The organism is Holtiella tumoricola, assembly GCF_027857615.1.
Lineage (GTDB): Bacteria > Bacillota > Clostridia > Lachnospirales > Cellulosilyticaceae > Holtiella > Holtiella tumoricola.
Genome location: NZ_JAQIFT010000068.1, coordinates 216,690 through 232,874, shown reverse-complemented (window position 1 = coordinate 232,874; position 16,185 = coordinate 216,690). Strand labels below are relative to the sequence as shown.

Annotated in this window: 20 protein-coding genes; 16 read left to right on the top strand and 4 right to left on the bottom strand. The window is 35.1% G+C overall.

What is annotated here, in order from left to right; all coding sequences use genetic code 11:
* The first annotated feature begins 8 nt into the window (after positions 1–8).
* From purE to spoVAE, 11 genes are all read left to right on the top strand, one after another.
* Positions 9–497, top strand: a complete 489-nt coding sequence (gene purE, locus PBV87_RS20450) for a 5-(carboxyamino)imidazole ribonucleotide mutase (RefSeq protein ID WP_053985495.1) — start codon at positions 9–11, stop codon at positions 495–497.
* Positions 498–510: 13 nt separating this feature from the next.
* The gene (purC, locus tag PBV87_RS20445; RefSeq protein ID WP_053985494.1) at positions 511–1,215 is read left to right on the top strand and encodes a phosphoribosylaminoimidazolesuccinocarboxamide synthase; all 705 of its coding nucleotides are present in this window, start codon (positions 511–513) and stop codon (positions 1,213–1,215) included.
* Positions 1,216–1,238: 23 nt separating this feature from the next.
* A complete protein-coding gene (gene purF / locus PBV87_RS20440; RefSeq protein ID WP_271013537.1) occupies positions 1,239–2,639 on the top strand; it encodes an amidophosphoribosyltransferase in 1,401 nt (466 codons plus the stop codon).
* Positions 2,640–2,662: 23 nt separating this feature from the next.
* Complete coding sequence (gene purM / locus PBV87_RS20435) at positions 2,663–3,691, top strand: phosphoribosylformylglycinamidine cyclo-ligase (protein ID WP_334291896.1); 1,029 nt, start codon at positions 2,663–2,665, stop codon at positions 3,689–3,691.
* Positions 3,679–4,257, top strand: a complete 579-nt coding sequence (purN, locus tag PBV87_RS20430; RefSeq protein WP_271013536.1) for a phosphoribosylglycinamide formyltransferase — start codon at positions 3,679–3,681, stop codon at positions 4,255–4,257. The genes purM and purN overlap by 13 nt, the downstream gene beginning before the upstream one ends.
* A 1-nt stretch (position 4,258) precedes the next feature.
* On the top strand, positions 4,259–5,515 hold the full coding sequence (purD, locus tag PBV87_RS20425) for a phosphoribosylamine--glycine ligase (protein WP_271013535.1): 1,257 nt from the start codon (positions 4,259–4,261) through the stop codon (positions 5,513–5,515).
* Between the two features lie 114 nt (positions 5,516–5,629).
* Complete coding sequence (locus PBV87_RS20420; protein WP_053985489.1) at positions 5,630–6,256, top strand: stage V sporulation protein AA; 627 nt, start codon at positions 5,630–5,632, stop codon at positions 6,254–6,256.
* Positions 6,253–6,684: a stage V sporulation protein AB gene (locus tag PBV87_RS20415; RefSeq protein ID WP_053985488.1), complete on the top strand. Its 432-nt coding sequence runs from the start codon at positions 6,253–6,255 to the stop codon at positions 6,682–6,684. The genes PBV87_RS20420 and PBV87_RS20415 overlap by 4 nt, the downstream gene beginning before the upstream one ends.
* 18 nt (positions 6,685–6,702) lie before the next feature.
* Positions 6,703–7,146: a stage V sporulation protein AC gene (spoVAC, locus tag PBV87_RS20410; protein WP_053985487.1), complete on the top strand. Its 444-nt coding sequence runs from the start codon at positions 6,703–6,705 to the stop codon at positions 7,144–7,146.
* 10 nt (positions 7,147–7,156) lie between these two features.
* A complete protein-coding gene (spoVAD, locus tag PBV87_RS20405; protein WP_053985486.1) occupies positions 7,157–8,164 on the top strand; it encodes a stage V sporulation protein AD in 1,008 nt (335 codons plus the stop codon).
* Between the two features lie 13 nt (positions 8,165–8,177).
* Positions 8,178–8,543 carry a stage V sporulation protein AE gene (gene spoVAE, locus PBV87_RS20400; protein ID WP_053985485.1) on the top strand — a complete coding sequence of 122 codons (366 nt, stop codon included), beginning with the start codon at positions 8,178–8,180 and terminating at the stop codon, positions 8,541–8,543.
* Between the two features lie 198 nt (positions 8,544–8,741).
* Here spoVAE and PBV87_RS20395 read toward each other — a convergent pair whose 3' ends face one another.
* The gene (locus PBV87_RS20395) at positions 8,742–9,563 is read right to left on the bottom strand and encodes a pentapeptide repeat-containing protein (RefSeq protein ID WP_271013534.1); all 822 of its coding nucleotides are present in this window, start codon (positions 9,561–9,563) and stop codon (positions 8,742–8,744) included.
* A 338-nt stretch (positions 9,564–9,901) separates the two neighbouring features.
* Here PBV87_RS20395 and PBV87_RS20390 point away from each other — a divergent pair, with 338 nt between their 5' ends.
* Together PBV87_RS20390 and PBV87_RS20385 are read left to right on the top strand one after the other, a co-directional pair.
* The gene (locus PBV87_RS20390; RefSeq protein WP_053985483.1) at positions 9,902–10,387 is read left to right on the top strand and encodes an Lrp/AsnC family transcriptional regulator; all 486 of its coding nucleotides are present in this window, start codon (positions 9,902–9,904) and stop codon (positions 10,385–10,387) included.
* A gap of 2 nt (positions 10,388–10,389) precedes the next feature.
* Positions 10,390–11,550, top strand: coding sequence for a pyridoxal phosphate-dependent aminotransferase (locus PBV87_RS20385; RefSeq protein WP_271013591.1), 1,161 nt, complete (start codon positions 10,390–10,392; stop codon positions 11,548–11,550).
* A 59-nt stretch (positions 11,551–11,609) separates the two neighbouring features.
* Here the strand turns inward: PBV87_RS20385 and perR are convergent, their stop codons facing one another.
* A complete protein-coding gene (gene perR, locus PBV87_RS20380) occupies positions 11,610–12,029 on the bottom strand; it encodes a transcriptional regulator PerR (protein WP_053985481.1) in 420 nt (139 codons plus the stop codon).
* A gap of 131 nt (positions 12,030–12,160) precedes the next feature.
* On the opposite strand from perR, the gene PBV87_RS20375 reads away from it, so the two are divergent.
* Positions 12,161–12,481 carry a hypothetical protein gene (locus tag PBV87_RS20375; RefSeq protein WP_053985480.1) on the top strand — a complete coding sequence of 107 codons (321 nt, stop codon included), beginning with the start codon at positions 12,161–12,163 and terminating at the stop codon, positions 12,479–12,481.
* A gap of 66 nt (positions 12,482–12,547) precedes the next feature.
* Here the strand turns inward: PBV87_RS20375 and PBV87_RS20370 are convergent, their stop codons facing one another.
* Positions 12,548–13,108 (bottom strand): hypothetical protein, encoded by a 561-nt coding sequence (locus PBV87_RS20370; protein WP_271013533.1) that lies wholly within the window; start codon positions 13,106–13,108, stop codon positions 12,548–12,550.
* A gap of 228 nt (positions 13,109–13,336) precedes the next feature.
* On the opposite strand from PBV87_RS20370, the gene PBV87_RS20365 reads away from it, so the two are divergent.
* Entirely contained in the window at positions 13,337–14,668 is a 1,332-nt protein-coding gene (locus tag PBV87_RS20365; protein ID WP_271013532.1) for a DUF4340 domain-containing protein, read from the top strand.
* A gap of 97 nt (positions 14,669–14,765) precedes the next feature.
* Here the strand turns inward: PBV87_RS20365 and PBV87_RS20360 are convergent, their stop codons facing one another.
* Positions 14,766–15,863 carry a hypothetical protein gene (locus PBV87_RS20360; RefSeq protein ID WP_053985477.1) on the bottom strand — a complete coding sequence of 366 codons (1,098 nt, stop codon included), beginning with the start codon at positions 15,861–15,863 and terminating at the stop codon, positions 14,766–14,768.
* 73 nt (positions 15,864–15,936) lie between these two features.
* On the opposite strand from PBV87_RS20360, the gene PBV87_RS20355 reads away from it, so the two are divergent.
* Positions 15,937–16,185, top strand: a complete 249-nt coding sequence (locus PBV87_RS20355; protein ID WP_053985476.1) for a GIY-YIG nuclease family protein — start codon at positions 15,937–15,939, stop codon at positions 16,183–16,185.

Here is a 16,185-nt window from a genome sequence, read left to right as displayed (position 1 = left end):
GGCTTTGTATGAAAATAGCATTCGTTATGGGAAGTGATTCAGATCTTCCAGTTGTAGAAAAGGGCGTTGAAGTTGTTAAAAGTTTTGGAGTACCAGTAGAAGTACGTATTATTTCTGCTCATCGTACACCAGCGGAAGCTGAAGAATTTGCTAGAAATGCTGAAGCAAATGGGATTGGTGTTATTGTAGCAGCAGCAGGTAAAGCGGCACACTTAGGTGGTGTGCTTGCTGCTTACACAACGTTACCAGTTGTTGCATTACCTATTAAATCAAGTACACTAGATGGGCTTGATTCATTACTTTCAATGGTTCAAATGCCACCAGGTATTCCTGTTGCAACAGTAGGCATTGATGGTGCTTTAAATGCAGGGTTACTTGCACTTCAAATTTTAGGCGTAAGTGATCCAGTCATTAAAGAAAAATTAAAAGCTTACAAAGAGGATATGGCAGAAGCAGTAAGACAAAAAGATGAAAAAATTCGTAATCAATATATGTAGGGGGTCATTAAAAATGGAAAAATTAAATTTATTATATGAAGGTAAAGCAAAGAGAGTTTATACAACAGCAGATCCAAAACATTACATCGTATCTTACAAAGATGATGCAACAGCATTCAATGGTGAGAAAAAAGGTACAATTTTAGGCAAAGGTGTTGTAAACAACCGCATGAGCAACATTATGTGCCGAATGCTTGCAGAAAACGGAATTGAAACACATTTAGTAGAAGAACTTAATGATCGTGAAACAGTTGTTAAAGCTGTAGAAATCGTACCCCTTGAAGTGATCATTCGTAACACAGCAGCTGGCTCATTCTCAAAACGTTTTGGTGTTGAAGAAGGTACAGAACTTAAAAACCCAACAATCGAATTCTGTCTTAAAGATGATGCACTTGGTGATCCAATGATCAATGACCACCACATCTTAGCATTAGGAATTGCAACAAAAGAAGAACTTGAAACAATGACAGCTATGACATTCAAAATCAACGAACTCCTTCGTGCACATTTTGATAAAATTGGTGTAAAGTTAATTGACTTTAAAATTGAGCTTGGTCGTGTAGATGGACGTATCATCTTAGCTGACGAAATTTCACCAGATACATGTAGATTCTGGGATAAAGAAACAAACAAAAAACTTGATAAAGATCGCTTCAGACGTGACCTTGGTGGTGTAGAAGAAGTTTATCAAGAAATGCTTAAACGTGTGACAGAATAAGAAGTTATATAAAGAGGTGAGCTATGAACTACTTTGACGGGGATACATTACATGAAGAATGTGGCGTAATGGGCGTCTATTTAAATAATGAACAAGAAGCAGCAAACTATGTATACTATGGTCTTTTTGCCCTCCAACACAGGGGGCAAGAAAGTGCTGGGATTACAGTAAACAATGAAGGTAGATTAGAAAGTGCAAAAGGCATGGGCCTTGTAAGTGATGTATTTGAGGAAAGAAATCTTCAAAACCTTGTTGGAAATATTGCAATTGGGCATGTACGTTATTCTACAACAGGTGATAAAGACATTAGTAACTGTCAGCCACTTGTAGCCAAATACAAACATGGTTCTATTGCACTTGCTCATAATGGTAATTTAACCAATAGTGATGGTGTAAGAGAAATGTTAGAAGATGAAGGGGTTATCTTCCAAAGTACAACAGACTCAGAAGCTATCTTAAATCTTATAGCAAGACATTATAATAGAGGTATAGAAGCAGCTATTCGCAATACCATGCAACTTATAAAAGGGGCTTATGCTATTGTTATTACTACTCAAGACCAAATGATAGGGATTCGTGATCCACATGGACTTCGTCCACTTTGCATTGGTAAGCTTAAAGATGGTTATGTGCTGGCTTCTGAAAGCTGTGCACTAGATGTAGTGGATGCAGAATTCGTTAGAGACGTGATGCCAGGTGAAATCGTTATAATCAATCCTGATGGGTTAACAAGTATTAAACCATCAGGCTGGTGCCAAAAGAAACTTTGTGTATTTGAGCTCATCTACTTAGCACGTCCAGATAGCATTATTGATGGAAATAGTGTTTACCAATTTAGAGAAAAAGCAGGAGAAATCTTGTTCCGTGAAGCGGGTATAGAAGCAGACGTTGTTATTGCTGTTCCAGATTCAGGTATTCCATCAGCTATTGGTTACTCAAAAGCATCAGGTCTTCCTTACCGTGAAGGACTTACAAAAAACCGCTACATCGGTAGAACATTTATCCAACCAACGCAAGCGATGCGTGAAAATGCAGTAAGAATTAAACTTAATCCACTTAAACATAACATTGAAGGCAAGCGCGTTGTGATGACAGATGACTCAATTGTTCGTGGTACAACATGTAAGCGTATTGTAGAACAAGTACGTAAGGCAGGAGCAAGTGAAGTACATGTATGTATTACATCACCTCCAGTTAAATACGGTTGCTACTTTGGTATAGATACACCAGATCGTGAAAAGCTAGTAGGCGCAATGATGTCTGTTGAAGAAATTCGCGATTACATTGGTGCAGATTCATTAACTTACCTTTCATTAGATGGACTTAAAGAGGCTTGTGGTGGAAGTAGTGATTTCTGCCGTGCTTGTTTTAACGGAAACTACCCAATGGAAGTTCCATTACATGAGATTAGTGAAGAAAAATAGGAGGAAATAAGATGTCAACTAAAATTACATATAAAGATGCAGGTGTTGATGTACACCGTGGTTACGAAGCTGTTAAACAAATGAAGGAACATGTTAAGTCTACTTTTACAGATGGGGTATTAACAGACATTGGTAGCTTTGGTGGTTCTTATTCAATTGGTAAATACATGGGCATGGAAGAACCAGTTCTTGTATCAGGTACAGACGGTGTAGGTACAAAACTTAAACTTGCTTTTGATATGAATAGACATGACACCATTGGGATTGACTGTGTAGCTATGTGCGTTAATGATATCCTTTGTGTAGGTGCCATTCCTTTATTCTTCTTAGACTATATTGCAACAGGTCTTATCACTCCAGAGCAAATTGCAGATATCGTTAAAGGTATCGCTACAGGCTGTAAAGAAAGTATGTGTGCACTTGTAGGTGGAGAAACAGCAGAAATGCCTGGTTTCTACAAAGATGGTGAATACGATGTAGCTGGATTTGCAGTAGGGATTGTAGATCGTGCAAAAATGATTGATGGTACAAGAATTAAGGCAGGAGATGCAATTATTGGTCTTCCATCATCAGGGGTGCATAGCAATGGTTACTCACTTGTGCGTAAAATCATTGATACTTATGGGTTAGATCTTGATGCTTATTGTGAAACATTAGGTGAAACTTATGGTGAAGCTTTCCTTAAACCAACTAAACTTTATGTAAAAGCAGCGATGGCAGCAAAAGAAGCTGGAGATATTAAAGGAATTGCTCATATTACAGGTGGTGGATTTATTGAAAACGTACCACGTATGTTACCAGAAGGTGTAAGTGCTAAACTTAACATTAATACAATCGTTGAGCCTAAAGTATATAGTGTGCTTCGTGAATTAAGTGGCTTAGAAGTAAATGAACTTTACAACACATTCAACATGGGTATTGGGATGATGATGGTTGTAAGTCAGGAAGAAAAAGAACAAGTAGTAGCGGCTCTTAAAGAAGCAGGTGAAGAAGCTTACGTTATTGGTGAAATTGTAGAAGGCAATGAAGGAGTTATTTTATGCGAGAACTAAGAATCGCCGTATTGGTTTCAGGTTCAGGTTCTAACCTTCAAAGCATAATAGATGCAGTAGAAAACCACACACTTACAAGTCAAATTGTAAGTGTGATTTCTAATAAAGAGGATGCTTTTGGGTTAGAGCGTGCAAAAACACATCATATTCCAGCCTATTTTATTAATCCAAAAGAAGAAGGATATGACGAAAAACTCTTAGTAAGATTACAAGAAGATCAGGTAGACTTAGTTGTACTTGCAGGTTACTTAAAGATTGTTGATGCCAATCTTATAAAGGCTTATAGAGGAAGAATTATCAATATTCACCCCTCTCTTTTACCTAAGTTTGGTGGCAAAGGCTACTATGGCATTCGAGTACATGAAGCAGTACTTGCAGCTGGTGAAAGTGAAAGTGGTGCAACCGTTCATTTTGTAGATGAAGGTGTAGATACTGGTAAAACCATTTTACAAAAGACTGTACCTGTATATGAAACAGATACGCCGCAGTTACTTCAACAACGTGTACTTCATGAGGTAGAACATAAAATACTTGTAGAAGCAATCAAAAAGCTTGAGGAGGCATAACATGAATATTCTTGTTATAGGAAATGGTGGACGTGAATCTGCTATTTGCGATACAATCAAACGCTTTAGACCAGAAGCAAAACTTTATGTAGCACCAGGTAATGGTGGAACAGCTGTTAAATATACAAATGTAGAAATCGGTGTAAACGAAATCAATAAGCTTGTAAGCTTCGCAAAAGACAATGACATTGACTTAACAGTTGTAGGTCCAGAAGAGCCACTTGTATTAGGTGTAGTAGATGCCTTCCAAAAAGAAGGTTTAAAAGTATTTGGACCAAATGAAGCTTGTGCTACATTTGAGGGGAGCAAAGACTTTACAAAGATTTTCTTAACCAAGTACAATGTTCCAACAGCTAAATACTTAACTTTTACAAAAGAAGAAGAAATGGCAGCAAAAGAAGCTGTACAGAGCTTTAGCTTACCTGTTGTTATTAAAGCAGATGGGCTTGCAGCAGGTAAAGGTGTACTTATTTGTGAATCTTACAAGGACGCAGAAGAGGCGATTAGCGAAATCTTCAGTGGTAAGTTCCAAGAAGCAGGAGATAAAATTGTTATTGAAGAGTTTTTAACAGGGATTGAAGCGTCACTTCTTTGCTTAGTGGATGGCAAGACCATTGTTCCACTTGAAACAGCAAGAGATTATAAACGTGCTTTAGATAACGATGGTGGCCTCAATACAGGAGGAATGGGCGGTTTCTCACCAAACCCAATTATTACACCACAAGTGAAAGCGCAAATTGAAACGGAAATCTTAAATCCAATTATTGAAGGATTTAAAACAGAAGGACTTGACTATCATGGGATTTTATTTATTGGTCTTATGATTGAAGAGGGTAAAGCAAAAGTATTAGAATTCAACGTGCGTTTTGGTGATCCAGAAACACAAAGCATTCTTTCTCGTTTGGAAACAGACTTAGTAGAAGTATTTGAAGCATGTATGAATGGTACACTTGCAGAGCTTAATTTAAAATGGAGTACAAAACCAAGTGTAACGGTTGTACTAGCTAGCCGTGGCTATCCAGAAACAAGTGAAAAAGGTGTGCCGATTTATGGGCTAGATACATTAGAAGTGGATACATATCTTTACCACGCAGGAACAAAGTTAGAAGACGATATCATCAAAACAAATGGTGGACGCGTGCTTGCAGTTACACGCATAGGTGAAACATTAGAAGAAGCACGTTTAGCAGCATATAAAGAAGTAGAGAAAATCAAATTCGATGGCATGCAATATAGAACAGATATCGCAAAAATGTAAAGAGGCTTAGGCCTCTTTTTTTTATTTGTTTGAAAAGAATAATTTTTCATCTCTTAACCATAATAAGGGTATGTATCAATAAATTTTCCATGTGTGATGAAAAGAGGTGAGAACATGCAAGAAGTGTATATAAAACCTTATAAAAGTAATAAAATGGAAGGTAAAAAGCAAATCTTAATTAAAGATATTGCAAGAATAAGTGCACCAAAGAATTTACAAAATGGTATTGAAAATATTTGTTTGATCAAACCTCAAGTAACTAAGGTAACACATTTTGCTGTAAGTGCATTGAAGATTATCGAAGCGATTCAAAAAGAATATCCTGATGTCTCCATACAAAATGTGGGTGAAATAGACTGTATGATCGAATTTAATCCAGTAAAGGCTGAGCCACATCCTGTTTGGGAATGGGTTAAACTTGCTGGTATTTGCGTTATTGTCTTTGCAGGTGCAACGGTAGCCATCATGGCCTATAACACAGACGTTTCCATGGCAAAGACTTTTACCACTTTATATAAGGTCTTAACAGGTGAAGTCAATGAAAGTCCTGCCTGGATTACTATTCCTTATGCAATAGGTATGCCAATAGGTGTTATCGGATTTTATAATCACTTTGGTACGAAGAAAATTACTGAGGACCCTACACCTATACAAGTTGAAATTAATGCATATGAAAAAGAAGTGGAAGATACCATTATTGATACACTAACAGCTGAGAAGAGGGGGCAATATGAGGAATGAAAATACTTATGTTGGGTGTAAGTATCCTATGGGGATTTGCTAGTGGCATTATTATTGCAACAGGTATTCTCGCTTTTATTACTGCCATTGGAGTTATTCCAAGATTGGCAATGAAGTTACAAGTGAAAACCCATTATTTTGCTATAGCCAATGCTTCAGCATTAGGAATTGTAGTAGGAAACATTTTTTATTTGTGGGATGATTTTATTTGTATAGGACTTCCCAAAGTGCTTATAGCTGGTTTTGGCTTGGCTGATGGTATTTTTATTGGCTGTTTAGCTATGGCATTAGCAGAAGTCCTAGATGTTATGCCTATTACAAAAAGTAGACTGAAACTAAAAAGAGGTATGTATATCCTTGTAGTGGCTTTTTCTATAGGGAAAATGGTTGGGACACTATTTTATTACTTATATCCAGGATTTCTTTAAAAATAAGGAGATGATTAAATGGCAGACGTAAACACTCTTAAGAAAGACTATAAAAATATAGTCGATGAACATTCACCTAAAAATAAAGTTGTTCAAAACTCTTTTAAAGCTTTTTGGGTAGGTGGAACCATATGCACAATCGGGCAACTTTTAACCGATGGATTTATCTATATTGGATTTTCGAAAGATGAATCAAGTATGCTTTGTACTATTTTTCTTATTTTAGCAAGTGCGGTACTTACAGCGCTTAACGTATATGACAAAATTGGTAACTATGCAGGTGCAGGAAGTATTATCCCAATTACTGGTTTTGCCAATTCTATGGTAAGTGCTGCTATGGAATTTAAAGCAGAAGGCTACATCTTTGGGATGGGTGCAAAACTCTTTTCTGTAGCAGGGCCTGTTATTGTATTCGGGACTATTTCGAGCGTTGTAGTAGGTATACTTTATTACTTCTTGTAGGAGGCAACTTATGGGACACGTAGGTAGACAAACAATTATATTTGAAAAACAACCAGTTATTCTAGAAACATATAGTACAGTAGGACCAAAAGAAGGACAAGGTCCTATGGGAGGCTGTTTCCATGAGGTATTAGAAGATGAGCTTCTTGGTGAAAAAACATGGGAAAAAGCTGAAGGTATGATGATTAAACGTACTGTACAAGGGTTACTCAATAAATCTGGTAAAAAGCCAGAAGATGTGGATTATATTTTATGTGGTGACTTAGAAAATCAAATCAATAGTACACAGATGGCTATTAAGGATTTTAATATTCCTTTCTTTGGCTTATATGGTGCATGCTCAACAATGGGCGAATCTATGAGTTTAGGTGCTATATTAATTGGTTCAGGTTATGCAAAGCATGTTATTACAGGTGCAAGTAGCCATAACTGTACAGCCGAAAAACAATTCCGCTATCCAATGGAGTATGGTGGGCAAAGGCCGCTTACGCAACAATGGACTGTAACAGGAAGTGGTTATGTACTTTTAGGTGAATCAGGTGCAGGACCTAAGATTCATAGTATTACTACAGGTAAAGTAGTCGATTTTGAAACCAAAGATGTCTTTAATATGGGAGCAGTTATGGCACCAGCTGCAGCAGATACGATCTTAGCTCATCTAAAAGAAACTAATCAAAAACCAGAAGATTACGATGCCATTATTACAGGTGACTTAGGCCAATGTGGTACAGATATACTTTTAGATTTAACAGCTAAATTAGGAACAGATATCTCTAAAGTGCACCAAGATTGTGGGCTTCTTATTTTTGATAATGAGGCACAAGATACCCACTCAGGTGGTAGTGGATGCGGATGTAGTGCTTCAGTGTTTGCAGGGCATTTTTATAAAGCGCTAAAGGATAAAAAACTTAAGAAGGTTTTACTTGTTCCAACGGGAGCATTAATGAGCTTATGTTCCACACAACAAGGTGAAAATATTACAGGCATTGCACATGCTGTAAGTATTTGTGCAGAGTAAAGGAGGAGGTAAAATGGAAATATTATTAAATCTAATTAAAGCCTTTGTAGTGGGAGGCTTATTGTGTGCAATAGGACAAGTATTAATGGATAGAACAAAGCTTATGACAGCACGTATTATGGTTGTATTCTTAGTAGCAGGTGCTATTTTAACAGCTATAGGTGTGTATGAGCCAATTGTTGAATTTGCAGGTGCAGGTGCAACCGTTCCTATTATCGGATTTGGTTATGCATTAGCAAAAGGTGCTATGGATGAAGTGGCAAAAGAAGGCTATATGGGTATTTTAACAGGTGGGTTAAAAGCAACTGCTGCAGGTATTACAGCTGCTATTACCTTTGGTTATTTAGCAGCCTTATTATCACGTCCTAAAAGTAAATAAATGTTGTTGTTATATAAATAGTAGTCAGTATCAATAAAAATAAAGGTTCTATGAATGAGTCATGCTAAACTCATTTTATAGAACCTTTAAATCTAGAAGATATAGGATTCAATTTTTAAGGGGTAATACATTTTAAGATGGTTATTACATAGCAGTAGGAAAAATGTTCAGTTAAAAGTATGTTTAGGAAAACATGATCTAAAGCCAAGTACATGGTTGTGTAAGGTAAGATGGAAGTAGAGTATTATGATTTCCTTTTGCAGAGTTAATTTGCATCTGAGTTAAAAAGAGACTTTCTCTTAGATCAGTATTTTTAAAATTGGCATCTCTTAAATCCGCACTCAAGAAGTTTGTGCCACGAAGGCTACAGTTTTCTAAATTTGCGGCAATAAGTAAAGACATACTAAAATCTTGATGATCTAGATTTTTACCTTTAAAGCTTTTGCCAAGGTACATTTTATTTTGATTATTTGAAGATTTAGAGATCTGTTCAATGATACATTTAAGTATTTTATTTACTTGATTACGGTAGTGATCTATATCATAACTCAAAAGGGTATAAGGCTTTTTGGTTGTTAAAGTAGTTGCTTCTTCTATAAGCCTAGCAATTTCTTGCTTGAATTTTGCACAGGCATCAAGCGTGGAAGCTTGAATAAGGTACCAGAGCATTTGATGTAATTGGAATACGACTAAAAAAGTTTCAAAAATATGTTGGCGTTGTTGCGGATGGGTTTGCCAAGTATGATCTAAGCCATACATCTGAGTAACTTTTTGGCCAGCACCAAAACATTCATAGGTCATGCAACCTTTCATATTTTTTCGAGATAGGTCTTGATGCATATCACATTGAAAATTGGATTGAAGATGCTGACAAGGGATACCAGCCTCCTTATTTTCAGGAAATCCATCTACTTTGGAGCAATATAATGCCACACAGCATAGGCCGCTACAGTTTGTACAATCTATCTTTAAATCATTTAGTAAATTTAAATAGTCATTTTGTTTATCTTGAATAGGCATATTTATTTCTCCTTGGTTCTTTTGAAATGAGTGTATTAGGTTTATTTCTTAATTTGAAAGCGATAAAAAGGCCTGAGAAGTTAAGATATTTCGGCATATTACTAATAAGTATAAGACGAGACTAGATTATTGTACACCTACAATGGACTATTTTATGAATAAAGATACATTAAATAAAGATTACAGATAGATATTATATAAATATATGGTATAATAATAAAATATTAAAATAAATGAATTTAAATTTATTAATAAATTCAAATTTGTACTAGTAATTAAGTTATTCAGTGAGAAAAGAGGTCATCCTCTTAATCCCTATATACAAGGAGGAAAAAGAAATGAGAACAAAAATTCTTGAACTTTTAGAGGAAAATAGTAGATACAGTGTGGCCGACATGGCCCTTATGTTAGGTCTAACTGAAGAGGAAGTCGCGAGCACCATAAAGGCCTTAGAGGATGAAAAAGTTATTTGTGGATATAAAACCCTTATTAATTGGGAAAAAGTAGATCATAAAGAAATGGTAACAGCTTTAATTGAGGTAAAAGTAACACCTCAGCGTGGAGAAGGTTTTGATAAAATAGCAGAACGTATTTATCGATTTAGTGAAGTTAAAGCGGTTTATCTTATGTCAGGTGGCTTTGATTTAACAGTTATTATTGAAGGTAGAACAATGAAAGAAGTTGCACTTTTTGTAGGTCAAAAATTAGCACCTCTTGAGGCTGTACTTAGTACAGGCACTCATTTTGTACTCAAAAAATATAAAGACCATGGAGTTATTTTTGAAGAAATGAAAAAGGATGAGAGGATGATTGTTTCGCCATGAGAATAGAAGAGTTGATTGCTAAGAAGGTTAGCGACATGCCACCTTCAGGAATAAGAAAGTTTTTTGATGTTGCCAATGAAATAGGAGACGCGATTTCTCTAGGGGTTGGTGAACCAGATTTTGATACACCATGGCATATTAGAGAAGAAGGTATTTATTCTCTTGAAAAAGGCAAAACAGTTTATTCAGCGAATGCAGGGCTTTTAGAGCTTAGACAGGAGATTTGTCGCTATACACAAAGAAGATTTGACCTCATTTATTCACCAACCAAGCAATGTCTTGTAACCGTTGGAGGAAGTGAAGGAATCGATTTAGCTATGCGTACCTTATTAGAGCCAGGAGAAGAAGTACTTGTTCCTGAGCCTTCCTTTGTATCTTACAAACCATGTGTTGTACTTGCAGGAGGGGTAGCAGTACCTATTCCAACAAGAGAAGAAGATAATTTTAAATTGACAGCAGAGGAACTAGAAAAAGCGATTACATCTAAGACTAAAATTTTAGTGTTGCCTTTTCCTAATAATCCGACTGGCGCTATTATGGACAGAGAAGATTTAGTGAAAATTGCAGAAGTTTTAAAGGATAAGAACATTATTGTTTTATCTGATGAAATCTATGCAGAGCTTACATATGGTAAAAACCATGTTTCTATTGCTAATATTCCTGGAATGTATGAACGTACCATTGTACTTAATGGATTTTCAAAGAGTTTTTCTATGACAGGGTGGCGCTTAGGCTATGCATTAGGACCAGAACCTATTATTAGTATGATGACTAAAGTGCATCAATATGCCCTTATGTGTGCACCTACCACAAGCCAATATGCAGGTATTGAAGCCATGCGTAATGGGGACGAAGATGTACGTCTAATGCGAGAAGCCTATGATAGACGTAGAAGAGTTATGGTTGAAGGGTTTAGAAGTATGGGACTTTCTTGCTTTGAGCCAGAAGGTGCATTTTATGTATTTCCTAATATTTCAGCAACAGGCATGACCAGCGAAGCATTCTGTGAGAAGTTACTTATGGACCAACGTGTTGTTGTTGTACCAGGAACGGCTTTTGGTGAAAGTGGAGAAGGATTTGTACGTGCATCTTATGCCTATTCTATAGAGGCAATTAAAGAAGCTTTATCACGTATAGAAATTTTTGTAAGTAAACATATTTAGTAAAATAAAAGAGGGCTTAAGTAAAATTTATATCTTACTTAAGCCCTCTTTTTCACATCTTAATGTATTTCAGATTGACAATCTGGACATGTACCATAAAAATAAAGTTGTTCATGTGACAGCCTAAAATGTGTTTTTTCAGCTACAAGTGCTTTAAGATCTGGTAGTTCATCAGTTTCTAAATCATATACTTGATGACAGTGCGTGCAAATGATGTGTGGGTGTGAATCTGTATTTGCATCATATCTAAAAGCATCCTCCCCTACATTGATTTGTTGAATCAATGAAGCTTTTACTAGTGCATCTAAAGTCTTATATACCGTAGCAAGGCTCATAGTAGGATGGGTTTCTCGTAAGCTATTATAGATCATCTCAGCGCTTGGATGAGACTTTGTGTTTGACAACATATGAAAGATAGCTAATCGTTGTGGTGTTACTTTAAGACGATGCTCTCTTAATTGTCCTGCTGCTAATAGCATAAAATCACTCCTAAATGATAATAAATATTACATCTACATTTTATTATACTTTCAGAAGAATTGCAACTATAAAAGGTATATTTAATGTAGAGAGATAATAGATATACATTAAGATAGGAGGAGGGATTGAGATGCCAGATATTAGTGAACTCATGAATTTTAGTTTTGCAGAAGATGTTGAAGCTGAATGGGATATGTATATGGAGGAAGGAGATAGCATTGAAGATGCCACCACACAGATCCTTGATCAGTATATGGGAATGCTTGATGAAAAGGAGAGCGTAGAGCTATATGTAGCCTTAGCATTGATTCAAATGTCTTTAGAAGAGATGGATGATCGTGTCAAAAAAGAAGTAAGTGAGATGATTGGCACGAAAACTTTAGAAGGATGTTTTGATAAAGATGTTAATATACGCCCTTATTTACAGAAACTTAAAAAAGCATGCAGATAAAAGATTGAAAAAAGAGTGAAATTTATAGACAGAGACTATCTATAAATTTCACTCTTTAAATTTTTATTAATTTGTTTGTGATTTACCGGTTAAGTATTGAACAAGCTGAGACACTTCTTTAATAAAACTTTCTGCATTGGTTACTTTAAATAGTGTAGGCAATAGAGTTTCGTCATGAAAATTTGAGTAAACAAGTCTTTTTTGTAGGTGTAAGAAAGAACGATTTAAATGGAATACCTCTTGGGTTGCATGTACTTTTTTTAGTTTAATAAATTGTTTAGAATAAGTAGTATAAAGCATAGGAAATGTCAACTTATATTTACAGGTAGAGTAATATTGAGCACCTTCGGGGTAGAGAGAGGTTTCAAGTCTATAAAGTTGTGATGGAGCAATGCATTCGTAAGGTACTTGTTCAGTAAATGCAAAGTTATTAAGTTTTTGAATGTTTTTAGGATTGTCTTCGTAAAGAAATAAAAAAGATTGTAATGTACGAACAAAAGATTTGTGCGGGATAGAAGTAGGATCTTTAATAAAACGGATATAGTGGTCAATAACTGAAAAGTATGTATACGTAAGAGGGTAAGAAAGTAAGTCGAGTGGATGGCTGGAATACAAAGCAGAATACATAAATACCTCCCCTATGAACAAATTTAATTCTCTATTTTTATTGTATTATAGATTATAACCGGTAACAATAATATATGATGAAAATAATTCTATAATTACAAATTATAATTGCCAAAATGAGAAATTTTATATATCATATATAAAGTTATAGTAATCATTTGAGATAAACAATATATTATGGACTTCAGATAAACAGATGGTAACCATCAGATAAAAGGAGACAAAAATATGAAGAAGAAGACGATTATAGGTGTAGTCACAGCAATTCTTATTCTAGGAGCAGGTTTTGGGTTTTATAAATGGTATCAATTAAGCCAAGTAGAAGCGTTAGATTTAGTGCAACAAAAATTATGTGACTTAACAGTAGAAGCAATTAAGGAGATTAAGATTGAAGGGGAAACGCCTCAAACATTTATAAAAAAGGATAACAATTGGGAAAATGAGAAACATCCTACAGTTTCTTATAACCAAGGTCTAATAAATAATATTGCCTATCAAATTAGTCATTTAGACTCCTATAAAATGGCTAAGAACGTAAAAGATATCACCACTTATGGAATTGATGAAAATTCAAAAAAAGTACGTGTTTTAGATGAAGCGGGTACAAGTGCAACCTACTGGTTAGGACACCGCGTGTTAGAAGAAAATGCAACATTTGTATGGTATGAAGAAAAAGATGAGTTAGCATTAGTATTAGATATAGACTTAGCAAGTGTTATGGTACCCACAAGTGAGATGATAGAACCTCATGTAATAGTACCTTCAGTGGAAGAAATTACGAAAGTAGAGCTTAAACAAAAAGGTGAAACTCAAGTATTACTTACTAAGCAAGATTCATGGATCATGGAAGCGCCTTTTAGTAAGGCTCATAGGGTACAAGCTGAACAAGTTGAGCAAATTGAAACTTACCTACAGGTTTTAGAAACATTAAGAAAAGAGAAATTAGTAGAAGATGAAAATCTTAATTTAGAAAATTATGGCCTTCAAGTGCCAGAATCTCAGATTATATTAAATGATCAATATATATTTGATTTTGGAAATAAGATTGGAAGTAATATCTATTTCAAAATGAATGGTTCGGACGAAGTATTTGAAATTCAAGGTAGTGTAGAAAGTGCACTTCAAGCGATTACACCTTTTGAATGGATTGATAAGCAACTATATAGTTTTGATAGAAAACAAGTGAGCTATATAGAAGTACAATACTTAGAGGATGTTTACCGTTTACAACTTAAAGAAGCAGAGCAAGTACCTACATTAAATGGACAATTAATAGAGCCATCCGTTAAAGAAGAAATTCTTAAACAAGTAGAGGCATTACAAATTGCTAAGAACTTAAAAAATGCCAAGTTTGAAGAAACTAATCCTAGAGCAGCAGAACTTATTATAAGGATTGGTTATTTAGGGGGAGAAGAAGGTAGTACTGAATTTGTTCCTTATGATCCAAGCTTTGATTTAATACGTGAAGATGGTGTTATTGAATTTGCAGCAGAGAAAAAACCACTTTTAGCTTTAGTAGACTACTTAAAAGCACAAGTGAAAGAAGCAAGTAATTCCTAGAACGTAAAAAAGCTATTAGACTCATACTCAGGTATTTAGTCTAATAGCTTTTTTGTTTTAATTAATACATATTTAGGGGTATATTAATTATTCTTACTTATTCTTGTGGTGGAAATAAGGTTTCTATCATTGTATCAAATAAGGTATCTATACGGTTAAAATCAATAGAGCCAACATAGTATTTTTCAAGCTCATCATGAATCTTCTTGGCAGTTGCAATAGTGTTACATCCTTTATCTAATAAATCTGTAAAGCGACGTTTGTCACGCTCAAGATCAATTTCTATAGGTTTTAAGATAGAGTAGTCAAGTAGAGCAGTAAAATCGAAAATAGAAGTTGGGAAAATGCGAGGTTTGTGTAAGAGATGACTTGTTGTAATGGCAAGATCCAGTTCTGGAATCATAATATCTTCGATTTTATCCGTATCTACAGGAGAATGATAACATTCTATATGATAACCTTTTGCAACAGCAGTGTCTGCAATCTTTATCATCAATTCTTTACTATTACAACCTAAGGTTTCTTTAAAGAAATAAATGTTTTTGGTTGTACCTACAATAGTATGGATGTAATCTAAAATACCTTCGCCAGTGATAGCTGTGCTAAATAGGTGGCGTATGGAACCAGGCTCTTCTTTATCTTTAACATTAGCAAAAAGTTGAAACAGGATTTGCTTTTCTAACTTAAATTTTTGAGAAGTATTAATAGCTTTACTTTCTGTAAACACATAAGCATCATAAAGGTTTTTAGCTGCAGCAAGATACATATAAGCTTTAGCAAATTGATCTTTAATACGTGAATTGATAGACATAATATCTTCTTTATAAGGAATTAATTTGTCAGGATCCCAGTTGTTACCGAAGTTTAAAATTTGATCGGTTACACCTGGAGTAATAGGATCTACAACATGAGGTGCTGTACCATCTAGAAAAGCAATTTTGAGACTTGGGATAACAAGGGCATCTAAAGACCCTGGGTCAGAAGAACAATGGAAGAATTCTACATCCAAGCCTTGTTCGGTTGCATAATTACCAACACGTTTCATAAAAGAAGATTTACCAGTACCAGGTCCGCCTTTAATAATATATAGTTGCTTAGCTTCTGTTTGTGGTAAAATATAGTTAAAGAATGAGTGAAAACCATGAGGAGTATTACTTGCAGGGAAAACATGTTTAATAGTACCAGTTTGAGTCATGGAATGACCTCCTTTAGTAACAATTACTTCTTTATTCTATGTGTCAAATTTAAAAATATGAGAGGGGACAAACGTGCATTTTGTATATATTGTAAAATGTTGTGATGAAACTTACTATACAGGCTATACCAATAACATAGAAAAACGATTAAAAGCACATAATGAAGGAAAAGGTGCAAAATATACACGTGCAAGGTTACCTGTAACACTGGTTTATCAAGAAGAGTATGAAGATAAAAGAGAAGCATTAAAAAGAGAATATGCCATTAAGCAATTGACGAGGAAGGGTAAAGAAATACTTATTAAAACAAAAGATAAATGA

Coding starts and splice junctions, on each gene's coding strand:
- PBV87_RS20420 (WP_053985489.1), top strand. CDS start 5,630: ATGCAAGAAGTGTATATAAAACCTTATAAAAGTAATAAAATGGAAGGT.
- PBV87_RS20375 (WP_053985480.1), top strand. CDS start 12,161: ATGCCAGATATTAGTGAACTCATGAATTTTAGTTTTGCAGAAGATGTT.
- purD (WP_271013535.1), top strand. CDS start 4,259: ATGAATATTCTTGTTATAGGAAATGGTGGACGTGAATCTGCTATTTGC.
- PBV87_RS20365 (WP_271013532.1), top strand. CDS start 13,337: ATGAAGAAGAAGACGATTATAGGTGTAGTCACAGCAATTCTTATTCTA.
- spoVAD (WP_053985486.1), top strand. CDS start 7,157: ATGGGACACGTAGGTAGACAAACAATTATATTTGAAAAACAACCAGTT.
- spoVAE (WP_053985485.1), top strand. CDS start 8,178: ATGGAAATATTATTAAATCTAATTAAAGCCTTTGTAGTGGGAGGCTTA.
- perR (WP_053985481.1), bottom strand. CDS start 12,029: ATGCTATTAGCAGCAGGACAATTAAGAGAGCATCGTCTTAAAGTAACA.
- spoVAC (WP_053985487.1), top strand. CDS start 6,703: ATGGCAGACGTAAACACTCTTAAGAAAGACTATAAAAATATAGTCGAT.
- PBV87_RS20395 (WP_271013534.1), bottom strand. CDS start 9,563: ATGCCTATTCAAGATAAACAAAATGACTATTTAAATTTACTAAATGAT.
- PBV87_RS20370 (WP_271013533.1), bottom strand. CDS start 13,108: ATGTATTCTGCTTTGTATTCCAGCCATCCACTCGACTTACTTTCTTAC.
- PBV87_RS20360 (WP_053985477.1), bottom strand. CDS start 15,863: ATGACTCAAACTGGTACTATTAAACATGTTTTCCCTGCAAGTAATACT.
- purN (WP_271013536.1), top strand. CDS start 3,679: ATGCGAGAACTAAGAATCGCCGTATTGGTTTCAGGTTCAGGTTCTAAC.
- PBV87_RS20390 (WP_053985483.1), top strand. CDS start 9,902: ATGAGAACAAAAATTCTTGAACTTTTAGAGGAAAATAGTAGATACAGT.
- PBV87_RS20415 (WP_053985488.1), top strand. CDS start 6,253: ATGAAAATACTTATGTTGGGTGTAAGTATCCTATGGGGATTTGCTAGT.
- purE (WP_053985495.1), top strand. CDS start 9: ATGAAAATAGCATTCGTTATGGGAAGTGATTCAGATCTTCCAGTTGTA.
- purC (WP_053985494.1), top strand. CDS start 511: ATGGAAAAATTAAATTTATTATATGAAGGTAAAGCAAAGAGAGTTTAT.
- purF (WP_271013537.1), top strand. CDS start 1,239: ATGAACTACTTTGACGGGGATACATTACATGAAGAATGTGGCGTAATG.